This is a genomic window from Pelagibacterium halotolerans B2 (assembly GCF_000230555.1).
GTDB lineage: Bacteria > Pseudomonadota > Alphaproteobacteria > Rhizobiales > Devosiaceae > Pelagibacterium > Pelagibacterium halotolerans.
On the sequence record NC_016078.1, the window covers coordinates 1,752,021 to 1,772,092 of the forward strand.

Genomic DNA, 20,072 nt, shown 5'->3' on the forward strand with positions numbered 1-20,072 from the left:
CGGCGGCGTTGTACCGGGTCCGCGGCTTATCCACACCGAGGCGGTGGAAATTAACCTTAATGATTGTTTAAGAGCGCTTTTGCGCAGCCGATTTGGCAATGTAGCGTTGTCTTGGCGGGCGCTCATCACGAGCTGCCGCATCGTATTGTTAAGGTCTGCCCGTATGCAACAGCGCTCGACGAAAACGCTCTACTCCTACTGGAACGAAATCCGCGGCGCGCGCTCCACTCCCGAACGCCGGGATATCGACCCTACACGGATTCGCGATGCGCTGGCCCATACCTTCATCCTCGAATCGAGCGACGGTCTCGATTTCAACTTCCGGCTGGCCGGCTCGCACATCTGCGCCACCTATTGCCGCGAACTCAAATCCCGCCCCTTTTCGGCCCTGTGGTCGGTGCGCGATCACGACGCGCTCGAAACGCTGATGCGCGCGGTGACCGAAGATCACGCGGTGGCACTGGTGACCTTCGAAGGCCGCACCGAGCGCGGTGAAAAGCTTTCTTTCGAGATGGCCCTCTTTCCGCTGCGCCACAACGGCGTCACGACGTCGCGGATGATGGGGGGACTGTCTGCTCTCGACACGCCGTACTGGCTCGGCATCCACCCTATCATCGACCAGCGCATCACCGGCTTGCGGCTGATCTGGCCCGACGACAGGGATACGGTTACACCCGAGGGCTATCGCAGCGCCATGCTCGACGACATCGCCGCGGCGATGAACGACAGCCCCGCCACGCCAATGCCGGCGACCGTTTCCGGCTATTCGGCGCGTCGCTACGCCCATTTGTCGGTGATCGATGGCGGAAAGAACTGACGCAGGGTTCGCCCGCGCCCTTACCGTCCGTTAACGCTATCGCGCATATTGTTGCAATGAAAACCGGCAGACGACAGGGCGGAACGCAACATGTTCAGCGAAGATACGACGCTTCGGGCGACAATGCCGACCGAGGCCCTGCCCCGTGAAGACGCCGATCGCTTCCAGCGCGTCCAGGTCTCCGTGCTCGGCCGGTACATGCTTGCCGATCGCCGGGAATTTCCGTGCCAGGTCATCGAGATGTCGCCCGGCGACGCGATGGTCATCGCGCCGGTGTCCGGAACGGTTGGCGAAAAAGTCATCATCTATCTCGACCATCTCGGCCGCGTGGAAGGGACAATTTTTGCCCTGATGGACGGCGGATTTCATATGGATATCGTGGCTTCTGCCCGGCGGCGCGACAAGATGGCGGCCCAGCTCACATGGCTGGCCAACAAGGACATCCTGAACCTGCCCGAAGACCGGCGCCACGAACGCGTGGTTCCCGATATCCGCCACTCCTCAATCGTTCTCGAGGATGGACGGCGCTACAATTGCAAGATCACCGACATCTCGCTCTCCGGCGCGGCCGTGGAAATCGACGTGCGCCCAGCGCTTGGCACCCCCATCTCTCTGGGCCGCATGCGGGCCCGCGTCGTCCGGCATTTCTCCGACGGTATCGCCGTGGAATTTGCGTCGGTGCAGGAAATGCTCACCGTGGTGCAACAGAATTTGCGGGTCAACTGACCGCGGCTTTGCCTTGCCGCCCCATCCAGCCGTGCGGGCCCTTGTAGAAAATTCCGGAAATCATCACCGCCAGTGAGAATGGCACCACGCCCAGCGCCACCAGTTGGAACATGTCGGCCCCGGCGATGGTGAAATGCCCGCGCGTTTCGTTAAGCAGTAATTGCGCCACAGTCTGGAATGCAACATGCAGGCCAATGCTCGCCCATACCGACCCGGTTACAACGCGCACCATGCCCAGAACCAGTCCCATGAAAAAGAACATGACGATGCGCTCGATCGGCACCGTGCCCGCGGCGATCGTCCAGAGCGCGGCACCCCACGCCGAAAACAGCATGGCCTGGATCACAACGGCCCACAATCGGCTCATCGCCGAGGAAAGCTGGCCGTAAATATAACCCCGGAACACCAGTTCCTCGGGCAGGGCCTCGAGCAGGAAAACGAGGACGACCAATACGGGCAGGAAGGCCAGTATTTCGGCCCACTCAACCGATGGCGTAACGGCGGCCCAGCCCACAATGAGACATAGCCCCAGCCCGAGCGCGAATGGCGCCAGCCACGCAAGGACGCCGACCAGAAACGGACGGACAGCCGTCACCGAGAGATCAAGGCCGATATCTTTCAGGCGGGCGCTGTCGTCGAACACCCGTTGCATCGCCATCACCAGCGACGCCGTCAGAAGCGTGGCAAGCGCAGCGCTCGTCATGTGCCCCGCCAGCGTGTAACCGGCATATCCCGAGCCCCAGACGACATCGCGCAGCCAGCCCAGAAAAAGCCAGATCACCACGACCGCCAGCCACAACACGCCGACACGAAGGCCAATCGATCCGAACTTCGTCATTTCCCGTCCTCCCCTGACCAATGTATTTGCCCCATCATTTCTTTGTATCGGCCCTCATGCCGCGCTCCAGAAGGTCGATCAACTGGTCGGCATAGGCCGAAAGGTCGGTCTCGGGGCGCCACGCCCACTCGCTGAGCCCGCCTTCGACCGTCTTCGAGATCAGGCCGGCAATGAATTCCGCATCGAGGTCGCCGCGAATCTGCCCCGCCGCCTGCCCATCGGTGACAAGCGCGGTCAATATCGTGCGCTCCTCCTCCGCCGAGCGCACGATATAGTCGGGTGTGCCCGACGCGCCGCCGTGGTTCAGCGCCAGGGTGCCGATGGCCAGCAATTCATCGCGATGATCGCGCATGTAGGCGATCTGGTGCCGGATATAGGCAGCGATCTGTCCCGCCGGATCTCCTGCCCGTTCGAGAAACGGCGTCATATAGGCCCCCGCCGCGTCCGCGACATGGCTGAAGACCGCCTCGAACATCTCGTCCTTGCCATCGAAATGATAGGTAATGACGCTCTTGGAAATTCCGGCTCGCGCGGCGATCCGTGAAAGCGAGGCGCGCGCGTATCCTTCATGGGCCAGCACGGCTATGGCTGCCTCCACGATCTGCCGCCTGCGCGCCTCTTCAATGAATGTCGCCATTGAAACCTGAACCAGTCCGAACGGTCGTATTTTAGACCGATCGGACTGATTATCAATCTCGAAATTTTCGTAGTGAACCGATCCTTAACCCGGCGGGCCTAATGTACCCGCATGTGCGCGAGACCGGTCGCTGGGGGGCGGGGTCGGAAAGCGCAACCACCCGCGTATTCTGGATGGTCACAAGTCATGCGTATCGTAAAAAAGGTCGCGGCGATTGCCGTGAGCCTTGCCGCCCTCACCTCCCTCTCCGGCTGCGTTTCGCTGTTCGGATTGTTCGGATCGAAAACGCCGCATGAATGCATGACCCGCGTCATGTATTTCGAGTCCAACCGCTCGAGCCCGGACGGCATGCTGGCCGTCGGCACGGTTGTGATGAACCGTGTCAACTCCCACCAGTTCCCAAGTGATGTCTGCGGCGTGGTCGGGCAGAAGAACCAGTTCGCCGACGGCGTGCTGTCCCGGCAGATGACCGAGCAGCGCAGTCTCAACCTCGCCGCCCAGATGGCGACTCGCGTGCTGCGCGGCGAGCGGCATCCCGGCGTACAGGACGCGATGTATTTCCATACGGCGGGTCTGAGCTTTCCCTACCGCAACATGCATTACGTGCTGGTGGCCGGCGGCAACGCCTTTTACGCACGGCGCTAAATCGGGCAAATGTTGCTCAAAGTTTCAAATTTGCCTAGTTTATAGGCAAATCCTTGCCGCTCGAGCCCAATTTGCGCCGGTTACGGCTGGCACGCCAATTGCACGCCCCTTGCCCGTCGAACGACACACACAAGGGGTAACAAATGGAACGCCGTTCTTTTCTCGCGATAGTAACGACACTCGCCATGCTCGGTTTTGCTGCACCGGCCCATGCCGATGCGCTGGCCGATATCATGGAATCCGGTACGCTCAAGGTCGCTGTGCCGCAGGATTTTCCGCCTTTCGGTAGCGTAGGACTCGATCTTGAATCGGTTGGCTACGACATTGACATGGCCAAGCTGATCGCCGACAAGCTCGGCGTCTCGGTCGAACTCGTGCCGGTAACCAGCGCGAACCGCATTCCCTATCTTCAGACCGGCATGGTCGATCTCGTGATCTCCAGCCTTGGCAAGAACCCAGAGCGCGAGGCGGTCATCGATTTCACCGATGCCTATGCGCCATTCTTCAACGGCGTGTTCGGCCCCGACTCCATAAATGTTGCATCGGTCGAGGAACTTTCCGGCTACACCATCGGTGTGACACGCGGCGCCGTCGAGGACCTGACGCTGACCGAGCTTGTGGGCAGCGATGTTTCGATCAGCCGCTACGAGGACAATAACGGCACGATTTCGGCTTTCCTTTCCTCGCAGGTGGACCTGATTGCCACGGGCAACGTGGTCGCGGCCGCCATTCTCGAGCGCAATCCACCGATCCGACCCGAGCTGAAATTCCTCGTTCAGAACTCTCCCTGCTATATCGGGCTGAACAAGGAAGAGCCCGAACTGCTCGCCGCGGTCAATACGATCATCGCCGACGCCAAGGCCGATGGCTCGCTCGAAGCGATCGCGCAGAAATGGTTGGGGCAACCCCTGCCTGCGGACCTCTGATACCTGCCAGTTGCCCCACCATGCCACGCATGGTTTCCCTCCCCTTTTTGGGGGAGGGATTGAGGGCAAGGCGGCACAACTGCTCTTAAAGGTTCGAGGGAACGACATGGGCTACCAGCTCAATTTCGCGTGGCTGCCACAGTACTGGCCCGCACTTCTCGAGGGTGTCGGGATTACCGCCTATCTGACCGTGGTCGGTGCGGTTCTGGGGTGTCTTTTGGGGGTGCTATGCGCCTGGACGCGGGCGTTGGGACCGCTTTGGGCACGGCCCTTCGTGGTGGGTTACGTGGAGTTGATCCGCAACACGCCCTTCATGATACAGCTCTTTTTCATCTTCTATGGCCTGCCCTCGCTGGGCGTGCAGATGGACGCCCTGCAGGCGGCGACGCTGGCCATGATCGTCAATCTGGGCGCCTATAGCTGCGAAATCATTCGAGCGGGAATACAGGCCACCCCCAGAGGCCAGTTTGAGGCCGGTGCCAGTCTGGCGATGACACCGATCCAGACCTTCATTCACGTCATCCTGATCCCGGCGCTACAAAGGATTTGGCCCGCACTGTCTTCCCAGATCGTCATCGTGATGCTCGGCTCGGCGGTGGTTTCCCAGATCGCGGCAGAAGATCTCAGCTACGCCGCCAATTTCATCCAGTCGCGCAATTTCCGGGCGTTCGAGACCTATATCGTTTCAACTCTCATCTATCTGATGCTGTCCATCGTTTTGCGGCAGATTCTCTCGGGCGTGGGCATGACCCTGTTTCCCAAACGAAGGGCCGTGCGATGATCGAGTTCACCTTATGGGACATATTGCGCAACCTGCTCCTGGCCGCGCGCTGGACGATCCTGCTCTCGCTGGTTTCCTTCATTGGCGGGGGCATTGTGGGCCCGCTCGTGATGTTCATGCGCATAAGCGCCAACAGGGCCGTCTCAACCCTGGCGCGCGGATATATCGAGCTCTTCCAGGGCACGCCCCTGCTGATGCAGCTGTTTCTGGCGTTTTTCGGCCTGGCCTTGCTGGGCTATACGATCCCTGCCTGGGCCGCCGCTGGCGTCGCGCTGGTTCTGTGGACTGCATCGTTTCTGGCCGAGATCTGGCGCGGCTGCGTCGAAGCCATCGCAAAAGGGCAGTGGGAAGCATCTGCCAGTCTGGGCATGGGCCGGATCGAACAATTGCGCCACGTCATCCTGCCCCAGGCCACCCGGATCGCCATTCCGCCGACCGTTGGCTTTTCCGTTCAGGTCGTTAAAGGCACCGCGCTTACATCCATTATCGGTTTTGTCGAATTGACCAAGGCCGGCACCGCCGTAACCAACGCCACCTTCCAGCCCTTCCTGGTCTATGGGCTGGTTGCGCTGATCTATTTTGCGCTGTGCTGGCCGCTCTCGAAATCCAGCCAGATCCTCGAAAGGAAGTTCAATGTCGCTCATAACCATCACTGATGTGAAAAAGCGCTTTGGCGACAACGAGGTCCTCAAGGGCATAAGCCTCGACATTGAACGCGGCGAAGTGGTCGCCATCATCGGCAAGTCAGGGTCCGGAAAATCGACGCTGCTGCGGTGCATCAACGGGCTTGAGCAGATCAATGACGGCGCGATCACTGTGGGTGGTGAGCAACTCCTGCCCGGCGAGGCCGCGCTCAAGGCGCTGCGGCTCAAGATCGGCATGATCTTCCAGTCCTTCAATCTGTTCCCGCACTTGACCGCCGGCCGCAATGTCGTGCTGAGCCAGACGGTGGTCAAGAAAACTCCCAGGGCCGAAGCAGAAGAAGTGGCACGCCAAATGCTCGACCGCGTCGGGCTTTTGCACAAATACGACGCCTATCCCGACGAACTCTCGGGCGGTCAGCAACAGCGCGTGGCGATTGCCCGGGCGTTGGCCATGCAGCCGCTGGGGCTGTTGTGCGACGAAATCACCTCAGCCCTCGACCCAGAACTGGTCAATGAAGTGCTCGCCGTGGTCAAGGAGCTGGCGGCGGAGGGCATGACGCTGGTCATGGTCACCCACGAAATGCGCTTTGCGCGCGACGTATGCGACAGGGTCGTGTTCATGCACCAGGGCCTGGTGCACGAAATGGGACCGCCCAACGATGTGTTTTCAGCCCCGAAAACGTCCGAGCTCAAGCAGTTCCTTGGCATGCTCTAGGCCGGGGGCCATGACTAACAGGCTGTAAATCCAGAGCATAAAACACGCTTAAAAACTGCGCGGCAATTTTTCTATCGGGGCAATTGCCGCCCCCTATCGTGGTCTCCGTCGGGGAGATCACGATAATGAAAAACAAATCGATCCTTATTTCGGGCCTTGTCGCCCTCATCGCATCCATCGGGACCGCCGCGCCCACGCTCGCTCAGGACGGTCGTCTCGAGCTGGCCTATGCCGAAGTTTCGGCTGGCACGACCTCCATTCCGGTCGGTCATATGGAATTCTGTCAGAAGCGCCCCTATGAATGCCAGCCCATGGCTGCGGCGGCACCTGCGGCGCTCAACGATAATCTGTGGCGCCAGCTTCAGGACGTCAACAACCACTACAACACCACGATAACCGCCGTGAGCGACGACGAGCTTTACGGCACCGAGGAATTCTGGACCTATCCCACATCGGGCTATGGCGATTGCGAGGATTTCGTCCTTGCCAAGCGCGCCGCGCTGATCGAGGGCGGCTGGAACCCGGCCAATCTGCTGATCTCGGTGGTCAAGCAGCCCAATGGCGAGGGCCATGCGGTTCTGATGGTTCGCACCGACCGCGGCGACCTGGTGCTCGACAACCAGGAAGGGCTCATCAAGCTCTGGACCGACACCCCTTACGCCTACATCAAGCGCCAGTCGCAGGCCCATGCCGGCCAGTGGGTCGATATCCTCGATGGCCGCGACGAGATCGTGACGGCCACAGCGACGGCGGGCCACTGAACAAAAGCGCCCGCCCGCAAACGCGATCGATACGCCAATGGCGCATCCGATATCACTCCCCGACAGGAGTGTTCACTGAGCCGGCATTCCTCCCCGAATGCCGGCATTTTTCTTTCAGGCGCAATGGACGCATTTGGGCGTTGCAGGATCGACCGCCAGCCGCTTCTCGCCGATGAATTCGCCGCAATCGACGCAATAGCCGAATTCACCGTCGCCCATTCGCAGCAGAGCCTGTTCGGTCCGCACTTTTTGCAGTTTCAGCCGCTCTTGGACTGCCCGGGCCATCGCCTGGCGCTGCATGGCATCCATGCGCGACAGGCGCCCGACACTCTGCTGGTCCAGCTCCACCGGCCCGCGCTCGTCAGCAGAGCGTTCGAGCTGGGCCGCGAGATCGGCCAGATCGGCCTCCAACCGCGGCCGAAAGCGACGCTCGAGTTCCGCGCTGTCGGGCTCGGTCATCGACCCTACCTGAACAGAAGGACAGGAATTTTGCAGGAGCGGATCATTTCCGAGGTGGTCGAGCCGATAAACAGGCTCCTGATGCGCGAATGGCCATAAGCGCCCATGACCAGAAGATCGACGCCGCCCTGCTCCACCACCTGGGCGATGACGGTTTCGGGCTGTCCCGCCTGAATGTCGGCTGTCACCTCAAGACCGGCAGCGATGAGCTTGGCTTTGGCGCTTTCGAGTTTCGCCCAGGCCTCCCCGCTCTCATTGCCGACGGTAAGGAGCCGGATCGACAAGCCCGCAAAAATCGGGCTGCTGGCGACATAATCGACGGCCTTCATTGCACTCGGCCCGCCATCGAAGGCAACGAGGACGGAGCCGATATCGGCAAAGCTCCTTGCCGCAACGAATACGGGACGCTTGGACGACCGGGAGACGCGCTCGAGATTTGATCCCAGATGCATCTTGGCGAAATCGGCACCTTCGCCCCGCTTGCCAATGACCAGCAACTCGGCATCTGCCTCCAGATCGCCAAGCGTCTCGACGATATCGCCATTCATCAGGCGGGTCGTGACCGCCGGAGCGCCTCCCTGATTCAAGATGGCCTGCGCATCCTCAAGGATCGCCCTGCCCTTTTGTTGAGACAGCTTGGCCCGACGTTCGTCGAGTTCGGCAAGATCGGCCAGCAACGCTGAGCGCGCGCCAAGCGCGATCGATCCGCTCAGATCGGTGACCGGCACGTCCCGGCGGCCAAGCACATGCAACACCTCGACCGGTTTTCCGGCACGTCTTGCCAGCCACGCAGCATTTTCGCAGACACTCTTGGAGTAGATCGACCCATCGACCAGCGCGATAAGTTTGTTTCCCATTATAGCCTCCCTAATGTGCCATCAGCTTGTCGATGGCGCCCGGCTTGTCGTGGACAGCCAGCTTGTCGACGATCGTTTCGCTGGCTTCGTTCAAACCGACGATTTCGACGGTCGCTCCCTCGCGGCGGAACTTGAGCACCGCCATGTCCAGCGCGGCCACGCTCGAAATATCCCAGATATGGGCACGGCTGACGTCGATGGTGACCGTTTCGAGTACCTCCTTGAAGTTGAAGGCTGCCATGAAATCGTCCGCCGAGGCAAAGAACAATTGCCCCTCAATCACATAGGTGCGGTGACGGCCATCCTCGGAAATCTCGGACCGCACGGCGAAGAGCTGGGCGATCTTCCAGGCAAAAAAGATGCCCGAAAGCAACACGCCCACCAGGACGCCGATCGCCAGATTGTGGGTGTAAACGACAGTAACCACGGTCGCGAGCATCACGATTGAGGACGAGCGCGGATGGGTGCGCAGGTTCAGAATCGAGGACCACGAGAAGGTGCCGATGGACACCATGATCATGATCGCAACCAGTGCCGCCATGGGGATGCGTGCCACAAGGTCTCCGAGCACCACGATCATGAACAACAGGAACACGCCAGCGGCAAAGCATGAAAGCCGGCCGCGACCGCCTGACTTCACGTTGATGATCGACTGCCCGATCATCGCGCAGCCCGCCATGCCGCCGATAAAGCCCGTCGCCGTATTGGCCAGCCCCTGCCCGATGCACTCCTGATTCTTGTCGGATGGCGTATCGGTGAGGTCGTCAACGATCTGCGCCGTCATCAGCGATTCGAGCAAACCGACCACGGCAACCGCCGCCGAATAGGGCAGGATTATCATGAGTGTGTCGAGGTTTATCGGAATATCCGGAATCAGAAACACAGGCAGCGTCGAGGGCAACTCGCCCATGTCGCCGACCGTGCGCACGTCGAAACCGAGAGCAATCGAAAGCACCGTCAGAACCACGATGCAGACCAGCGGAGAAGGAATGGCCTTGGTCAGCATCGGAAACAGGTAGATGATGCCCAGGCCGGCCGCGACCAGCACGTATGTCAACAGCGGCACACCGGTCAGCTCTGGAATCTGGGCAAGAAATATCAAAATTGCCAGCGCATTCACGAACCCGGTCATCACCGAGCGCGAGACGAATCGCATCAGATTGCCCAGCTTGAACATTCCCATGCCGATCTGCAGGATTCCGGCAAGAACCGTGGCGGCAAGCAGATATTGCAGCCCGTGATCGCGCACCAGCGTGACCATGAGAACGGCAGTCGCCGCGGTCGCCGCCGAGATCATTCCCGGGCGGCCGCCCGCGATGGCGGTCACAACTGCGATTGAAAAGGACGCGTAGAGGCCGATCTTGGGATCGACCCCGGCGATGATTGAAAACGCGATGGCTTCGGGAATGAGCGCGAGCGCAACAACGAGGCCGGCCAGAAGATCGCCGCGCACATTGCCAAACCACTGCGCGCGATAGGCGGTCAATGAGGTCATTAATTTTCCGAATGTCTTGAGAACCAAACCAGCGGAGCAAGGCGCTCCGGTCCAGGCGGGCTGGAAACTTGATTTAGTTGTCCGGCGGATCGGCGGCCGGAAGAGCCACCCGGGGTTTCACCGGGTCCAGGGTTCGTAAGGCTCCGTTTGACCGGAAACGACGCCCGAGCGCAAGGCATTGCTGCCATGCGCTGTGCGCATAGCGTCAGGCGGTGACCTTGAGAACCGAGATATAGGTGCCCACCACCATCATCCCGGTCACAAAACTCCAGCCGAATGCAATAACCGCAGCAAGCATGACGTTGACGGTGGAGGCCCTGCCGCTCGCATCGGCCCGCAGGCCGAGGCGCAACATCATGTACGGGCCGCAGATGAACATGACGAACAGATTGACGAGGCTCTCGAAGGCATTGGCGCCCTCGACGCGAAACTCGGCCACCTTGCGGGCAATCTGCTGGTAGAGATGCGTGCCGGTGCCGGCGACGCTCATGCCCACGGCGATCAGAAACAGCGCCAAAATCAGATGTGTCACGCTTTCCTCCGGCGCCGGACGACGCAGATGGCCGAATTTTTACGATTTATTAAGCATAAGTGCCGCCAAACTGGTTGTCATTGCTCACGCGCATCTATGGTTAATGTGAACAGCCCGTCTGCCACGCGCCAAAACGCCGCCCCTGCCCGCACGGCGGGTGCTGCACTTTACACGGTGGTCGCAATCGGGCTGATCGTTGCCATGGCCGGCCTTGGCGCGGCCTACGGGGTGCGGAACTGGCTTGAGGCGAGCACCGGGCAGCAAACCTCGCCAGAACTTTCGGCAAGTCACATCATCACCATCGGTGCCCAGCGCTACGTGATGCCTGCCGAGCTGCTCACCGACCCGATCCAGAGGCGCGACGGCTTTGCCGAGCGGATGGATTTGAGTTTGGCCCTGCCATTGGGCGAAAACGGGAAGCTGAGCGAAGTCGCGATCACGATCATGCCGCGCGGACGCATGCGCGCCAGCGCAGCGCTGCTCGATAGCGTCTATCTTCATCAGTTTGCATCCGATCAGCTTTCGGGCGTTCCCGGCCTTGTGGGAAAGCCGCTCGAACTCGATGCGGGAACGAACGGTGAAACGGTCTGGTACGATCCGCTCAGCGCCAACCCGTTTGTCGCCAAATGCATGACACCGGTCACCATGACAACGGGAGACAGAACCTGCCTGCGGGTGCTGACCCTTTCAGACCGCAACACAGCCGTCATTGCCTTCGAGCCGGCCGCACTCGACAATTGGCGCAGCTTTGATGCCCGTATCGAAGAGGCGTTGACGCCTCTCCGAAAATAGCGCTCTAGAACTGGTGGAGCTTGGGTCGTCGGCCAACCGTGACGTGGTCGATCTCTTCGATCTTGAAGCCCATGATGATCGAGGGGATCATCATGAACACCAGACAGAAAATCGGCAGCCCGACCACCGTAATCACCTGCTGCAGCGCCGTCAGCCCCAGATCGCCGGCCAGGATGATGAGCATAACGGCCACCATGCCTTCCGCCACGCCCCAGAACACGCGCTGGCGCACTGGTCCGGGTTCAGCCTCACCGGTGCAAAGCATGTCGACGACAAGTGAGGCCGAGTCCGAAGACGTCGCGAAAAAGATCGCGACGACGACGATGGCGATGCCCTGAACGAGCGTGGCCAAGGGGAAATGCTCGAAAAAGGCAAACATCGCCAACGGTACTGAATCGGCGACAGCCCGGCTCAATTCGCCCGCAGCGGGCCCCATCTGTTCGCGCAGCGCCAGCCCGATCCCGTCGATCTCCATGGCCTGCCAGCCAAAGATCGCAAACCAGATCAGGGTGAACAGCGATGGCGCAAGAAGCACGCCGAACACGAACTCGCGGATCGTCCGCCCGCGCGATATGCGCGCCACGAACAGGCCTATGAACGGTGACCAGGTCACGGTCCACGCCCAGTAAAAGACCGTCCAGTCACCCTGCCAGCCCCACGGATCGTTGGTGGGGTTGATATTGGCCAGCATGTCGTTCCAGAACGCCAGGCGGGGCAGATTGTAGAAATAGAGGCCGAACGTTTCGACGATGGCCCGCAACAGGAACAGGGTCGAACCGGTCACCAGAACAAAAACCATGAGCCCAACGGCCATGCCGATATTGAGGTTTGAGAGAAATTTCACCCCTTTGTCGAGCCCGGCAACGATCGAAACCACCGCGACGGCCGTGAGGACGACAAGGATCGCCACGGTCAGGGGAACGTCATCCGCCAGCCCCGTCAGCGCCGCGATGCCCGCCGAAATCTGCGAAGCGCCAAGGCCCAGGGACACTGCCACGCCGAACAGGGTCCCAAGGATCGAGGCGATGTCGATGGCTTTACCGACCGGCCCATAAATGCCGTCCTTGAGCAGCGGATAGAACACCGAACTCACCCGGACGGGAAGATCGTATCGATTGATGAAATAGCCAAAGGCCAGTCCCGGCAGCGTAAAGATCGTCCAGGTGTGCAGGCCCAGATGATAGACCGAGATCGAGATGGCATCCTTGGCCGCCTGTTCGCTGAACGGTTCGACGCCCGCCAGTGGCGGGCTCGAAAAATGGCTGACCGGTTCGGCCACGCCCCAGAACATCAAGACCGTGCCGATGCCGCCGGCAAACAGCATGGTGAACCAGGAAAGGTTGGAATAATCGGGCGTGCTGTCGCGCGGCCCGAGCTTGATATGGCCGTGACGGCTTACGGCTGCCCAGATCAGGAAGCCAAGCCAGACGTTGACGCCAAGGATGAAGAACCATCCAAGATTGGTGACGATCCAGGCCCGTGTCACCTCAAAGAAATTGCCGATCGGTTCGGGAACAACCACCAGCAGCAGGACGAACACAACCGTCAGTCCCGCCGAAACAAAGAAAATAGCCGGATCCGTTCTCAGACCCAGCCGCTCGGCCCAGGCTTCCATAACAGCCTCCCTCTCTTGGCCCACAACAATGTTCCCCCATCGGGGAGCATGCAGAACTAACGGCCGAAATGCAAAAAGGGCTCCCCCGCAGGAGAGCCCTCGCAATTTTTCTATCGATTTTCCCGAAGCCTAGCTGACTTCGTCGAGGTCGATATCGAGAATGGAAATCTGGACCATATAGGACCGCTCGCCCTCATCCTCATCGAGATAGATCAGCCCGATGAACTCATCGCCCAGATACAACTCGACCGAGTCGTCCTGCTTGGGGCGGGGGCGAACATCGATCGAGCGGTTCCCGAACTTGTGTTGCAGGTATTTCTGCAGCTTGATGATTTCTTCGTGCTTCACAAAATATCTCCATTGAGCGCTATCGATCGGCGAAACCGGTGCAACGCCGCCGTGAACGCTATCGAATACAATCGCTTTGAGGTCGGCGCGACTTTAGCCATCGCAGCCCTGAACGCAAGGACGGGGAACACTTTTCCCCGCTGGCCACACCGCTCAATCGCGCGGCACCATGACGATCTGGTCCATGACGGTGGCCGGCTGGTTGCATCCCGCTTCCCCGACCACCTTGGCGGGAACGCCGGCAACCGTGGTGCGGGGGGGCACTTCCTTGAGCACAACCGAACCGGCGGCAACGCGCGAGCAGTCGCCAACCCTGATATTGCCCAGGATCTTGGCCCCGGCCCCGATCAGCACGCCGTTGCCGATCTTGGGATGACGGTCCTGATCGGCCTTTCCGGTCCCGCCAAGCGTTACCGCGTGCAGGATGGAAACATGATCACCGATCACCGCGGTCTCACCCACCACGAACCCGGTGGCGTGATCGAGCATGATGCCCTTGCCGATGCGCGCTGCCGGATTGATGTCGGTCTGAAACACCTGGCTGGACCGGCTCTGCAGATAAAGCGCGAAATCGCGGCGCCCCGTGTTCCACAGCGCATGTGCAAAGCGGTGCGTCTGGATGGCCTGAAAGCCTTTGAAGAACAGAAACGGCTCGACGATCCGGTGGCAGGCCGGATCGCGCTCCAGCGTCGCAGCCAGATCGGCGCGGGCCGAAGCGGTGATTTCGGGATGGCTGTCGAGCATTTCATCGAACGCCTGCCGAATGAGATCGGCGGGAACGTCCGAATGATCGAGCCGCGCCGCCAACCGATGGGCCAGCGCCGATTCGAAGCTCGTATGGTTGAGAACGCTCGAAATCGCCATTTGCGTGAGGAACGGTTCGTCCGCGCAGATGCGCTCGGCCTCGACCGTCATCGCATCCCAGATGGGATCGACGGCCTTGATATTGCCGGGCTTCTTGACGCTCGAGGACATCGCGTTCTCCGCATGCTCGTTTTCTGGTTGCCACATATAGGCGAACCCATTGTCGCAAACAAAGGGTTCTGAGGCAAATTGGTTCACTTTTGCCTTACGCGGGATAAACGCGCGCCAAAAACGCCAGCGCTCCGCGTTTGAACTGCGGATCGCCGGTTGCCCGCATATGGTCGCGCCGTTCGATGATCAGCGCCTCTCCGTGCGGGATAAGATCGGCCAGGGCCTGGGGGTCGCCGCCAACCTCGTCTTCGCTGCCCACCGCGACCAGAACCGGAACCTCGATCCGCCCGACCTGCTCCTGGCTCATTTTCGTGCGTGAGCCGGCCATGCAGGCCGAAAGCGCCTTCAGATCGCTTTTTGTGTGTTCGGCGAAAATGCGGAATTGGCGGCCGGTCTTGTGGGTCACCTCGGCCAGGGTTGGCGCGTTGAGCCCGGCGATGATTTCGTCGCTGTCGAGCATGGGCCGCACCATGTTGCCGCCCAGCCCGCCAAAGATTGCGCAGGCGACTTTTTCCGGGTTCTGGATGCACACGAAAGCGCTGATGCGCGCGCCCATGGAATAGCCGATGAGCGCGGCCTTTTCGAACCCCAGATGATCGATGAGGTTGGCGACGTCGCGTGCCATGTCGGGGGCGCCATAGACCGATGGATCGTAAATCTTTTCCGATGCGCCGTGACCGCGATTGTCCAGCGTGATGACCTGATACCCGGCACCGGTGAGTTCATCGACCCAGCCGGTTGCCACCCAATTAACGTTACCGTTGGAGGCAAAGCCATGGACGGCGACGATGGGCTTTCCCTCACCATGAACCTCATAGGCAAGCGTGAAACCTTCGGATTGGAAAACCGGCATAAGGGATTCTTTCGACTCTGGAATTTCACCCTCTTACCAAGCCCGCGGTGCAGCGCCAACATGCCTCTGGCCATACCCGGCCCAAATCGGTATGGTCCGGCCGATTTCAAACAGCCCAGCCGGATGGTCGCTCTCATGGCACAGCACGGAACTCCTCACTTCCACAATTCCGAAGGTTTGGCCCGCATCGAGATCGGCGCCAAGGAATTCCAGTGCGTCGGCGCAAAGCCGCCCTTCGACCATCCCCATGTGTTTCTCGACATGGGGCACGACACCGAGATCGTCTGCCCCTATTGCTCGACCCTCTATGTCTTCAGCCCCGCCCTGCCCCATGGCGCGGCCAATCCGCCCAGCGCGGTGTTCGAGGTCGAACACGCCTAGAGCCCTATGGGCGCTCGGCGCACAGTCTATATCGCCGGCGCAGGGATCGCCGGGCTGACCCTGGCGCTGGCGCTCGCCAAGTTTGGCCTGCATGTTGTGGTGCTTGAACGAAATGCGTCAATTTCCGAATTCGGCGCCGGGCTCCAGATCAGCGCAAACGCGCGAAAGGTCCTCGATAGTCTGGGGCTTTCCGAAGCGATAGCCGCACGCAGCTTTGCGCCCGAAGGGATCGATATCTTTCCCGACGGAAGGGAAAAGCCGCTCCAGACCCTCACGCTGGGCAAGGCGATAAATGCCCGCTTTGGCGCGCCCTATGCCGTGATGCACAGGGCCGATCTCGTGGACGCGCTCCACGCCGCCGCAAAGCGATTCGCCAATATCGATATCGTCTTTTCCGTCGCCGATTTTGCTTTGGAGCGTTCAGGCAACGGGCTGACGGTCAGCGCACAAGAGCCCGATGGCAAGATACGCAAGGCAAAGCCATTCGCGTTCGTCGGCGCCGATGGCGTGCGCTCGGCGACCCGAACGCGCTATCTGGGTGGGCCGGCCGCCCGATATACGGGAAAAGTCGCGTGGCGCGCGCTGGTGGCTCCCGAAGCGCTTTCGGATGTCCTCGATCTCGAGCGCACCAGCCTGCTGCTCAACCCCCGTTTTCATCTTGTGGTCTATCCCCTGCCACACCGAAACGCCGCCAATCTGGCGCTGTTTACGCAGGAAAAGGAGAACGATCTTTCCGTTCTCGACCAGCGTTCGCCGCGGCTAAAATCCAGCAAGGACAGGCGCCTGACCCGTATTCTGGACTCAGTGGGCGAAGGCTGGACGCCCTGGGTACTCTCGAGCGTGGAAACACCACTCTGGCACGATGGCCCCATCGGGCTGATCGGCGACGCCGCCCACGCCATGCTGCCATTTCAGGCACAAGGTGCGGCCATGGGCATCGAGGATGCCGCCGTGCTTGCCCCCCTGCTCGCCGCATCGCCCACCGCCGAACACGCGTTTTCCCGCTTCGCAAGCTTGCGACAGGATCGGGTCAAGCGCGTGCAGCAGGTCTCGGCGAGAAACGGCAGGATCTTTCACATGGGCTTCCCCTTTTCCGTGGCCCGCAACGCGATTATCCGGGCCGAAGGCCCACAGGGACATTTCAGGAGATTGGACTGGCTGTATGGCTACGACGCCATTCAATCGGGAGAGAGTTGATTGCAAAGACCGGAACCGGGTCTTGGTGCTTGCCTTTCCCCTAGCCGTTGTGCCAACTGAACCCTTATCAAAGGCCGCAGTACACTCTTATGCGCGTTAATCCCCAATCGAAGCTGACGCTGGTCTTCATTCTCATGACGGTGTTTCTCGACATCGTCGGGCTCGGGATCATCCTGCCGGTGCTTCCCGGGTTGATCGTCGAGTTGTCCCACGAAGGGATTACCGACGCTGCCAAGATCGGCGGTTATCTGATCTTCGTCTATGCCTCGATGCAGTTTATCTTCTCGCCAATCCTGGGCAATCTGTCCGACCGATGGGGACGCCGCCCGATCCTGCTGCTCTCGCTGGTCGGGCTGTCGCTCGATTATCTCATCATGGCCTGGGCGCCCACTTTGCTCTGGCTTTTCGTGGGCCGGGTCCTCTCAGGGATCTGCGGCGCGGCAATGGGCACGGCAACGGCCTATGTCGCCGACATCACGCCCAAGGAAAAGCGCTCGCAGCGGTTCGGTCTGATCGGCGCGGCCTTCGGGCTCGGCTTTATCGTCGGCCCGGTGATCGGCGGCGAGCTGGGCGAATTCGGGCCCCGCGCGCCCTTCTATCTGGCCTCGGCGCTGGCCGCCGCCAATGTGGTGTTCGGCTTTTTCGTCCTGCCCGAAAGCCTCTCGAAATTCCGGCGCCGCCGGTTCAACTGGAAACGCGCCAATCCGTTCGGCGCGCTTTGGGCCTTCCGGCATACCCCGGTGATCTTCGTCCTGCTCGGCTGCGTTTTCCTGTTTTCGCTGGCCGGACAGACCTATCCCAATGTCTGGAACTTCTTCACGATTGAGGAATTCGGCTGGGGGCCGTCCCAGGTCGGCCGGTCGCTGGCCATCTTCGGCATCCTTTTCGCGCTGAGCCAAGCGCTTCTGGTCGGATTTTCCACGCGCTATCTCGGCGTCACGGCGACGGTTATCATCGGGCTTTCACTGGCCGTCATTGCGTTTATCGGTGTCTCGATGATCCACACGGAGTTGGGGCTGTGGACCTTCCTGGTCGTCGGGGCCTTTTCCGGCATCGCGGCGCCCGCCCTCACCGGGCTTCTTGCCAACAACACACGCGCCAATCAGCAAGGCGAACTTCAGGGCGCCGTCAACGCCTCAAATTCCCTGACGGCAATCATAGCGCCTCTGGCGGCAACGCAGATGTTTTCGTTTTTCACCACAAATGCGCTGCGCCCCATCACCTTTCCCGGCGCACCGTTCTTTGCGGCCGGGATTATCGTTGCGGGGGCCATGGCGCTCTTTATCTACGCTTCCATCAGATACGACCTTTCGCACCGCCCCTATGACGAGGCGCGCGAAAAGCCGCGCTATCCCCAGCCGAGCGGCCAGGCCGTCAATCCGCCGGAGACCGAATTGCCCGAAGATGAGGACGGAAATGGCGAGGGCGAGCCCGCGACGCAGCCCGCAAACAAATAAGGCCGGGTTTCCCCGGCCTTCTCATTATTGACCGATCAGGCTCGGCCAAGTGTGATGGAAATCGCCATCCTTGTCCAAACGCTTGAACCCGTGGGCGCCGAAGAAATCGCGCTGGCCCTGTGTCAGGTTCGTCGTTCCGCGCGCCTGACGGTAAGCATCGAAATAGGCAAGGGCGGATGAGAGGCACGGCGCGGGCAATTCGTTGATCGCGCAGGTGGCGACCACCGCACGCAAGGCGCCATTGCTGTCCTTCATCATGTCCACAAAGGCCGGCTGGGTCAGAAGATTGGCCGCCCCGCCGCTGTCGAACGCCTGGGAAATCTGGTCAAGGAAGCGCGAACGGATGATGCAGCCGGCCCGCCAGATCTTGGCGATGGTGGCAAGCGGCAGATTCCAGCCGTTATCCTCGGACGCCTTGGCCATAACCGCGAAGCCCTGTGCATAAGCGGCGATCTTGCCGGCCAGCAACGCCTTTTCCAGCGCCTCTAGCGAAATGGTCGCGTTGCCTTTCACGCCGGCGCCATAGATTTCCTCGCCCCGGACGCGCTCGTCCTTCATGGCCGAAATCGACCGGGCGGCAACCGCACCTTCGATAGTTGTCGCCGACACGCCCAGATTGAGCGCTTCGATGGCCGACCAGCGCCCCGTGCCCTTCTGGCCGGCGGCATCGAGGATCACGTCAACCAGCGGCTTGCCGGTTCCCTCATCCTTCGCGTTGAGTACATGGCCGGTGATCTCGATCAGATAGCTGTCGAGCGGCCCCTTGTTCCACTCCTCGAAAACCTTGGCGCAGTCTTCCGGGCTCATGCCCAGCCCGTCGCGCATGATGCCGTAAATCTCGCCGATCATCTGCATGTCGGCATATTCGATGCCGTTATGGATGGTCTTGACGAAATGGCCCGCCCCGCCGGTCCCCAGATAGGCGCAACACGCCTCGCCATTGAATTTGGCGGAAATGGCGGTCAGCACCGCCTCGGCGTTCTCCCACTGGGCTTCCGAACCGCCGACCATGATGGAAGGGCCGTGCCGTGCGCCCTCTTCGCCACCCGATACCCCGATGCCCAGGAACCCGATCCCCGTGCCGTCGAGTTCGGAAAAGCGGCGCACCGTATCGTGGTAATTGGCATTGCCCGCGTCGATGATGACGTCGCCTTCTTCAAGCAGCGGCTTGAGCTCGGCGATCACCTGATCGACGGGATCGCCGGCCTTGACCATGATGATGACCGAACGCGGCCGCTTGAGCATGGAAATGAACGTCGCCAGTTCGCCGCTGCCCATGACGTTGGATTTGAGGTCCCCGGCATTGGCCAGAAACGCATCCACCTTGTCCGCCGTGCGATTGTAAACAGCGACCTTGTAGCCGTTATCGGCGATGTTGAGGGCAAGGTTCTCGCCCATCACCCCAAGCCCGACCAGGCCGATATCTGCCTCTTCCATGCACAAAGCCTCTCAACTTTCGAGTGCGGTCAGGAAAAGTTGCAGACTTTTCCGGTTCGACCGCGCGACCAAATAAGGACCTGGAAAGCGCGGTGCCTGTTGATTGGGCCGCCCTCGGTTCCAGTTCTATAGCCCTTGTCTCTAGCCCTCGACGCGGGCCGGGGCAAGTTGTGCCGGCCCTCTG

Annotated in this window: 22 protein-coding genes, 1 pseudogene and 1 other annotated feature; of the genes and pseudogenes, 12 read left to right on the forward strand and 11 right to left on the reverse strand. The window is 60.7% G+C overall.

From position 1 onward, the window contains the following. The first annotated feature begins 163 nt into the window (after positions 1–163). A complete protein-coding gene (locus KKY_RS08545) occupies positions 164–817 on the forward strand; it encodes a PAS domain-containing protein (RefSeq protein ID WP_014130924.1) in 654 nt (217 codons plus the stop codon). 90 nt (positions 818–907) lie between these two features. After that, entirely contained in the window at positions 908–1,543 is a 636-nt protein-coding gene (locus tag KKY_RS08550) for a PilZ domain-containing protein (protein ID WP_014130925.1), read from the forward strand. Here the strand turns inward: KKY_RS08550 and KKY_RS08555 are convergent. Both KKY_RS08555 and KKY_RS08560 read right to left on the reverse strand, forming a co-directional pair. Beyond that, positions 1,536–2,381 (reverse strand): CPBP family intramembrane glutamic endopeptidase, encoded by an 846-nt coding sequence (locus KKY_RS08555; RefSeq protein WP_014130926.1) that lies wholly within the window; start codon positions 2,379–2,381, stop codon positions 1,536–1,538. The two genes, KKY_RS08550 and KKY_RS08555, sit on opposite strands and share 8 nt — an antisense overlap. Before the next feature lie 34 nt (positions 2,382–2,415). Further along, positions 2,416–3,018, reverse strand: coding sequence for a TetR/AcrR family transcriptional regulator (locus KKY_RS08560; RefSeq protein ID WP_014130927.1), 603 nt, complete (start codon positions 3,016–3,018; stop codon positions 2,416–2,418). 294 nt (positions 3,019–3,312) lie between these two features. Between KKY_RS08560 and KKY_RS08565 the strand changes: the two are divergent. From KKY_RS08565 to KKY_RS08590, 6 genes and pseudogenes are all read left to right on the forward strand, one after another. Further along, positions 3,313–3,660, forward strand: a pseudogene (locus tag KKY_RS08565) (cell wall hydrolase); the annotation flags it as partial. Between the two features lie 146 nt (positions 3,661–3,806). Beyond that, the gene (locus tag KKY_RS08570; protein ID WP_014130929.1) at positions 3,807–4,589 is read left to right on the forward strand and encodes a transporter substrate-binding domain-containing protein; all 783 of its coding nucleotides are present in this window, start codon (positions 3,807–3,809) and stop codon (positions 4,587–4,589) included. 106 nt (positions 4,590–4,695) lie between these two features. After that, positions 4,696–5,370, forward strand: coding sequence for an amino acid ABC transporter permease (locus tag KKY_RS08575; protein WP_014130930.1), 675 nt, complete (start codon positions 4,696–4,698; stop codon positions 5,368–5,370). Then, complete coding sequence (locus KKY_RS08580; RefSeq protein WP_014130931.1) at positions 5,367–6,026, forward strand: amino acid ABC transporter permease; 660 nt, start codon at positions 5,367–5,369, stop codon at positions 6,024–6,026. The genes KKY_RS08575 and KKY_RS08580 overlap by 4 nt, the downstream gene beginning before the upstream one ends. Next, positions 6,004–6,729, forward strand: coding sequence for an amino acid ABC transporter ATP-binding protein (locus KKY_RS08585; RefSeq protein WP_014130932.1), 726 nt, complete (start codon positions 6,004–6,006; stop codon positions 6,727–6,729). Before KKY_RS08580 ends, KKY_RS08585 begins: the two co-directional genes overlap by 23 nt. Positions 6,730–6,854: 125 nt before the next feature. Then, the gene (locus tag KKY_RS08590) at positions 6,855–7,490 is read left to right on the forward strand and encodes a transglutaminase-like cysteine peptidase (RefSeq protein ID WP_014130933.1); all 636 of its coding nucleotides are present in this window, start codon (positions 6,855–6,857) and stop codon (positions 7,488–7,490) included. Between the two features lie 114 nt (positions 7,491–7,604). Here the strand turns inward: KKY_RS08590 and KKY_RS08595 are convergent, their stop codons facing one another. The 4 genes from KKY_RS08595 to KKY_RS08610 form a co-directional block, all read right to left on the reverse strand. Then, on the reverse strand, positions 7,605–7,949 hold the full coding sequence (locus KKY_RS08595; protein ID WP_014130934.1) for a TraR/DksA family transcriptional regulator: 345 nt from the start codon (positions 7,947–7,949) through the stop codon (positions 7,605–7,607). A gap of 5 nt (positions 7,950–7,954) precedes the next feature. After that, a complete protein-coding gene (locus tag KKY_RS08600; RefSeq protein WP_014130935.1) occupies positions 7,955–8,806 on the reverse strand; it encodes a universal stress protein in 852 nt (283 codons plus the stop codon). Between the two features lie 10 nt (positions 8,807–8,816). Then, the gene (locus KKY_RS08605) at positions 8,817–10,301 is read right to left on the reverse strand and encodes a SulP family inorganic anion transporter (protein ID WP_014130936.1); all 1,485 of its coding nucleotides are present in this window, start codon (positions 10,299–10,301) and stop codon (positions 8,817–8,819) included. Between the two features lie 75 nt (positions 10,302–10,376). Then, positions 10,377–10,432 (reverse strand) — a sequence feature (sul1 is cis-regulatory element that is thought to sense ions involved in sulfur or methionine metabolism; They are found in Alphaproteobacteria). A gap of 74 nt (positions 10,433–10,506) precedes the next feature. Further along, the gene (locus tag KKY_RS08610; protein ID WP_014130937.1) at positions 10,507–10,833 is read right to left on the reverse strand and encodes a DUF6949 family protein; all 327 of its coding nucleotides are present in this window, start codon (positions 10,831–10,833) and stop codon (positions 10,507–10,509) included. A gap of 105 nt (positions 10,834–10,938) precedes the next feature. On the opposite strand from KKY_RS08610, the gene KKY_RS08615 reads away from it, so the two are divergent. Continuing rightward, on the forward strand, positions 10,939–11,625 hold the full coding sequence (locus tag KKY_RS08615) for a hypothetical protein (protein ID WP_139305019.1): 687 nt from the start codon (positions 10,939–10,941) through the stop codon (positions 11,623–11,625). A gap of 4 nt (positions 11,626–11,629) precedes the next feature. Here KKY_RS08615 and KKY_RS08620 read toward each other — a convergent pair whose 3' ends face one another. From KKY_RS08620 to KKY_RS08635, 4 genes are all read right to left on the reverse strand, one after another. Then, a complete protein-coding gene (locus KKY_RS08620) occupies positions 11,630–13,240 on the reverse strand; it encodes a BCCT family transporter (RefSeq protein WP_014130939.1) in 1,611 nt (536 codons plus the stop codon). A gap of 129 nt (positions 13,241–13,369) precedes the next feature. Beyond that, complete coding sequence (locus tag KKY_RS08625; RefSeq protein ID WP_014130940.1) at positions 13,370–13,588, reverse strand: DUF3126 family protein; 219 nt, start codon at positions 13,586–13,588, stop codon at positions 13,370–13,372. 153 nt (positions 13,589–13,741) lie between these two features. Then, entirely contained in the window at positions 13,742–14,563 is an 822-nt protein-coding gene (gene cysE / locus KKY_RS08630) for a serine O-acetyltransferase (protein WP_041529262.1), read from the reverse strand. A 94-nt stretch (positions 14,564–14,657) separates the two neighbouring features. Continuing rightward, the gene (locus tag KKY_RS08635) at positions 14,658–15,416 is read right to left on the reverse strand and encodes an alpha/beta fold hydrolase (protein WP_014130942.1); all 759 of its coding nucleotides are present in this window, start codon (positions 15,414–15,416) and stop codon (positions 14,658–14,660) included. Positions 15,417–15,551: 135 nt separating this feature from the next. Here KKY_RS08635 and KKY_RS08640 point away from each other — a divergent pair, with 135 nt between their 5' ends. From KKY_RS08640 to KKY_RS08650, 3 genes are all read left to right on the forward strand, one after another. Next, on the forward strand, positions 15,552–15,797 hold the full coding sequence (locus tag KKY_RS08640) for a zinc-finger domain-containing protein (RefSeq protein ID WP_014130943.1): 246 nt from the start codon (positions 15,552–15,554) through the stop codon (positions 15,795–15,797). Positions 15,798–15,803: 6 nt separating this feature from the next. Continuing rightward, on the forward strand, positions 15,804–16,994 hold the full coding sequence (locus KKY_RS08645; protein ID WP_014130944.1) for an FAD-dependent monooxygenase: 1,191 nt from the start codon (positions 15,804–15,806) through the stop codon (positions 16,992–16,994). 89 nt (positions 16,995–17,083) lie between these two features. After that, entirely contained in the window at positions 17,084–18,451 is a 1,368-nt protein-coding gene (locus KKY_RS08650; RefSeq protein ID WP_014130945.1) for a TCR/Tet family MFS transporter, read from the forward strand. Positions 18,452–18,475: 24 nt separating this feature from the next. Here the strand turns inward: KKY_RS08650 and gndA are convergent, their stop codons facing one another. Next, a complete protein-coding gene (gene gndA / locus KKY_RS08655) occupies positions 18,476–19,888 on the reverse strand; it encodes an NADP-dependent phosphogluconate dehydrogenase (protein WP_014130946.1) in 1,413 nt (470 codons plus the stop codon). Positions 19,889–20,072: the final 184 nt, after the last annotated feature.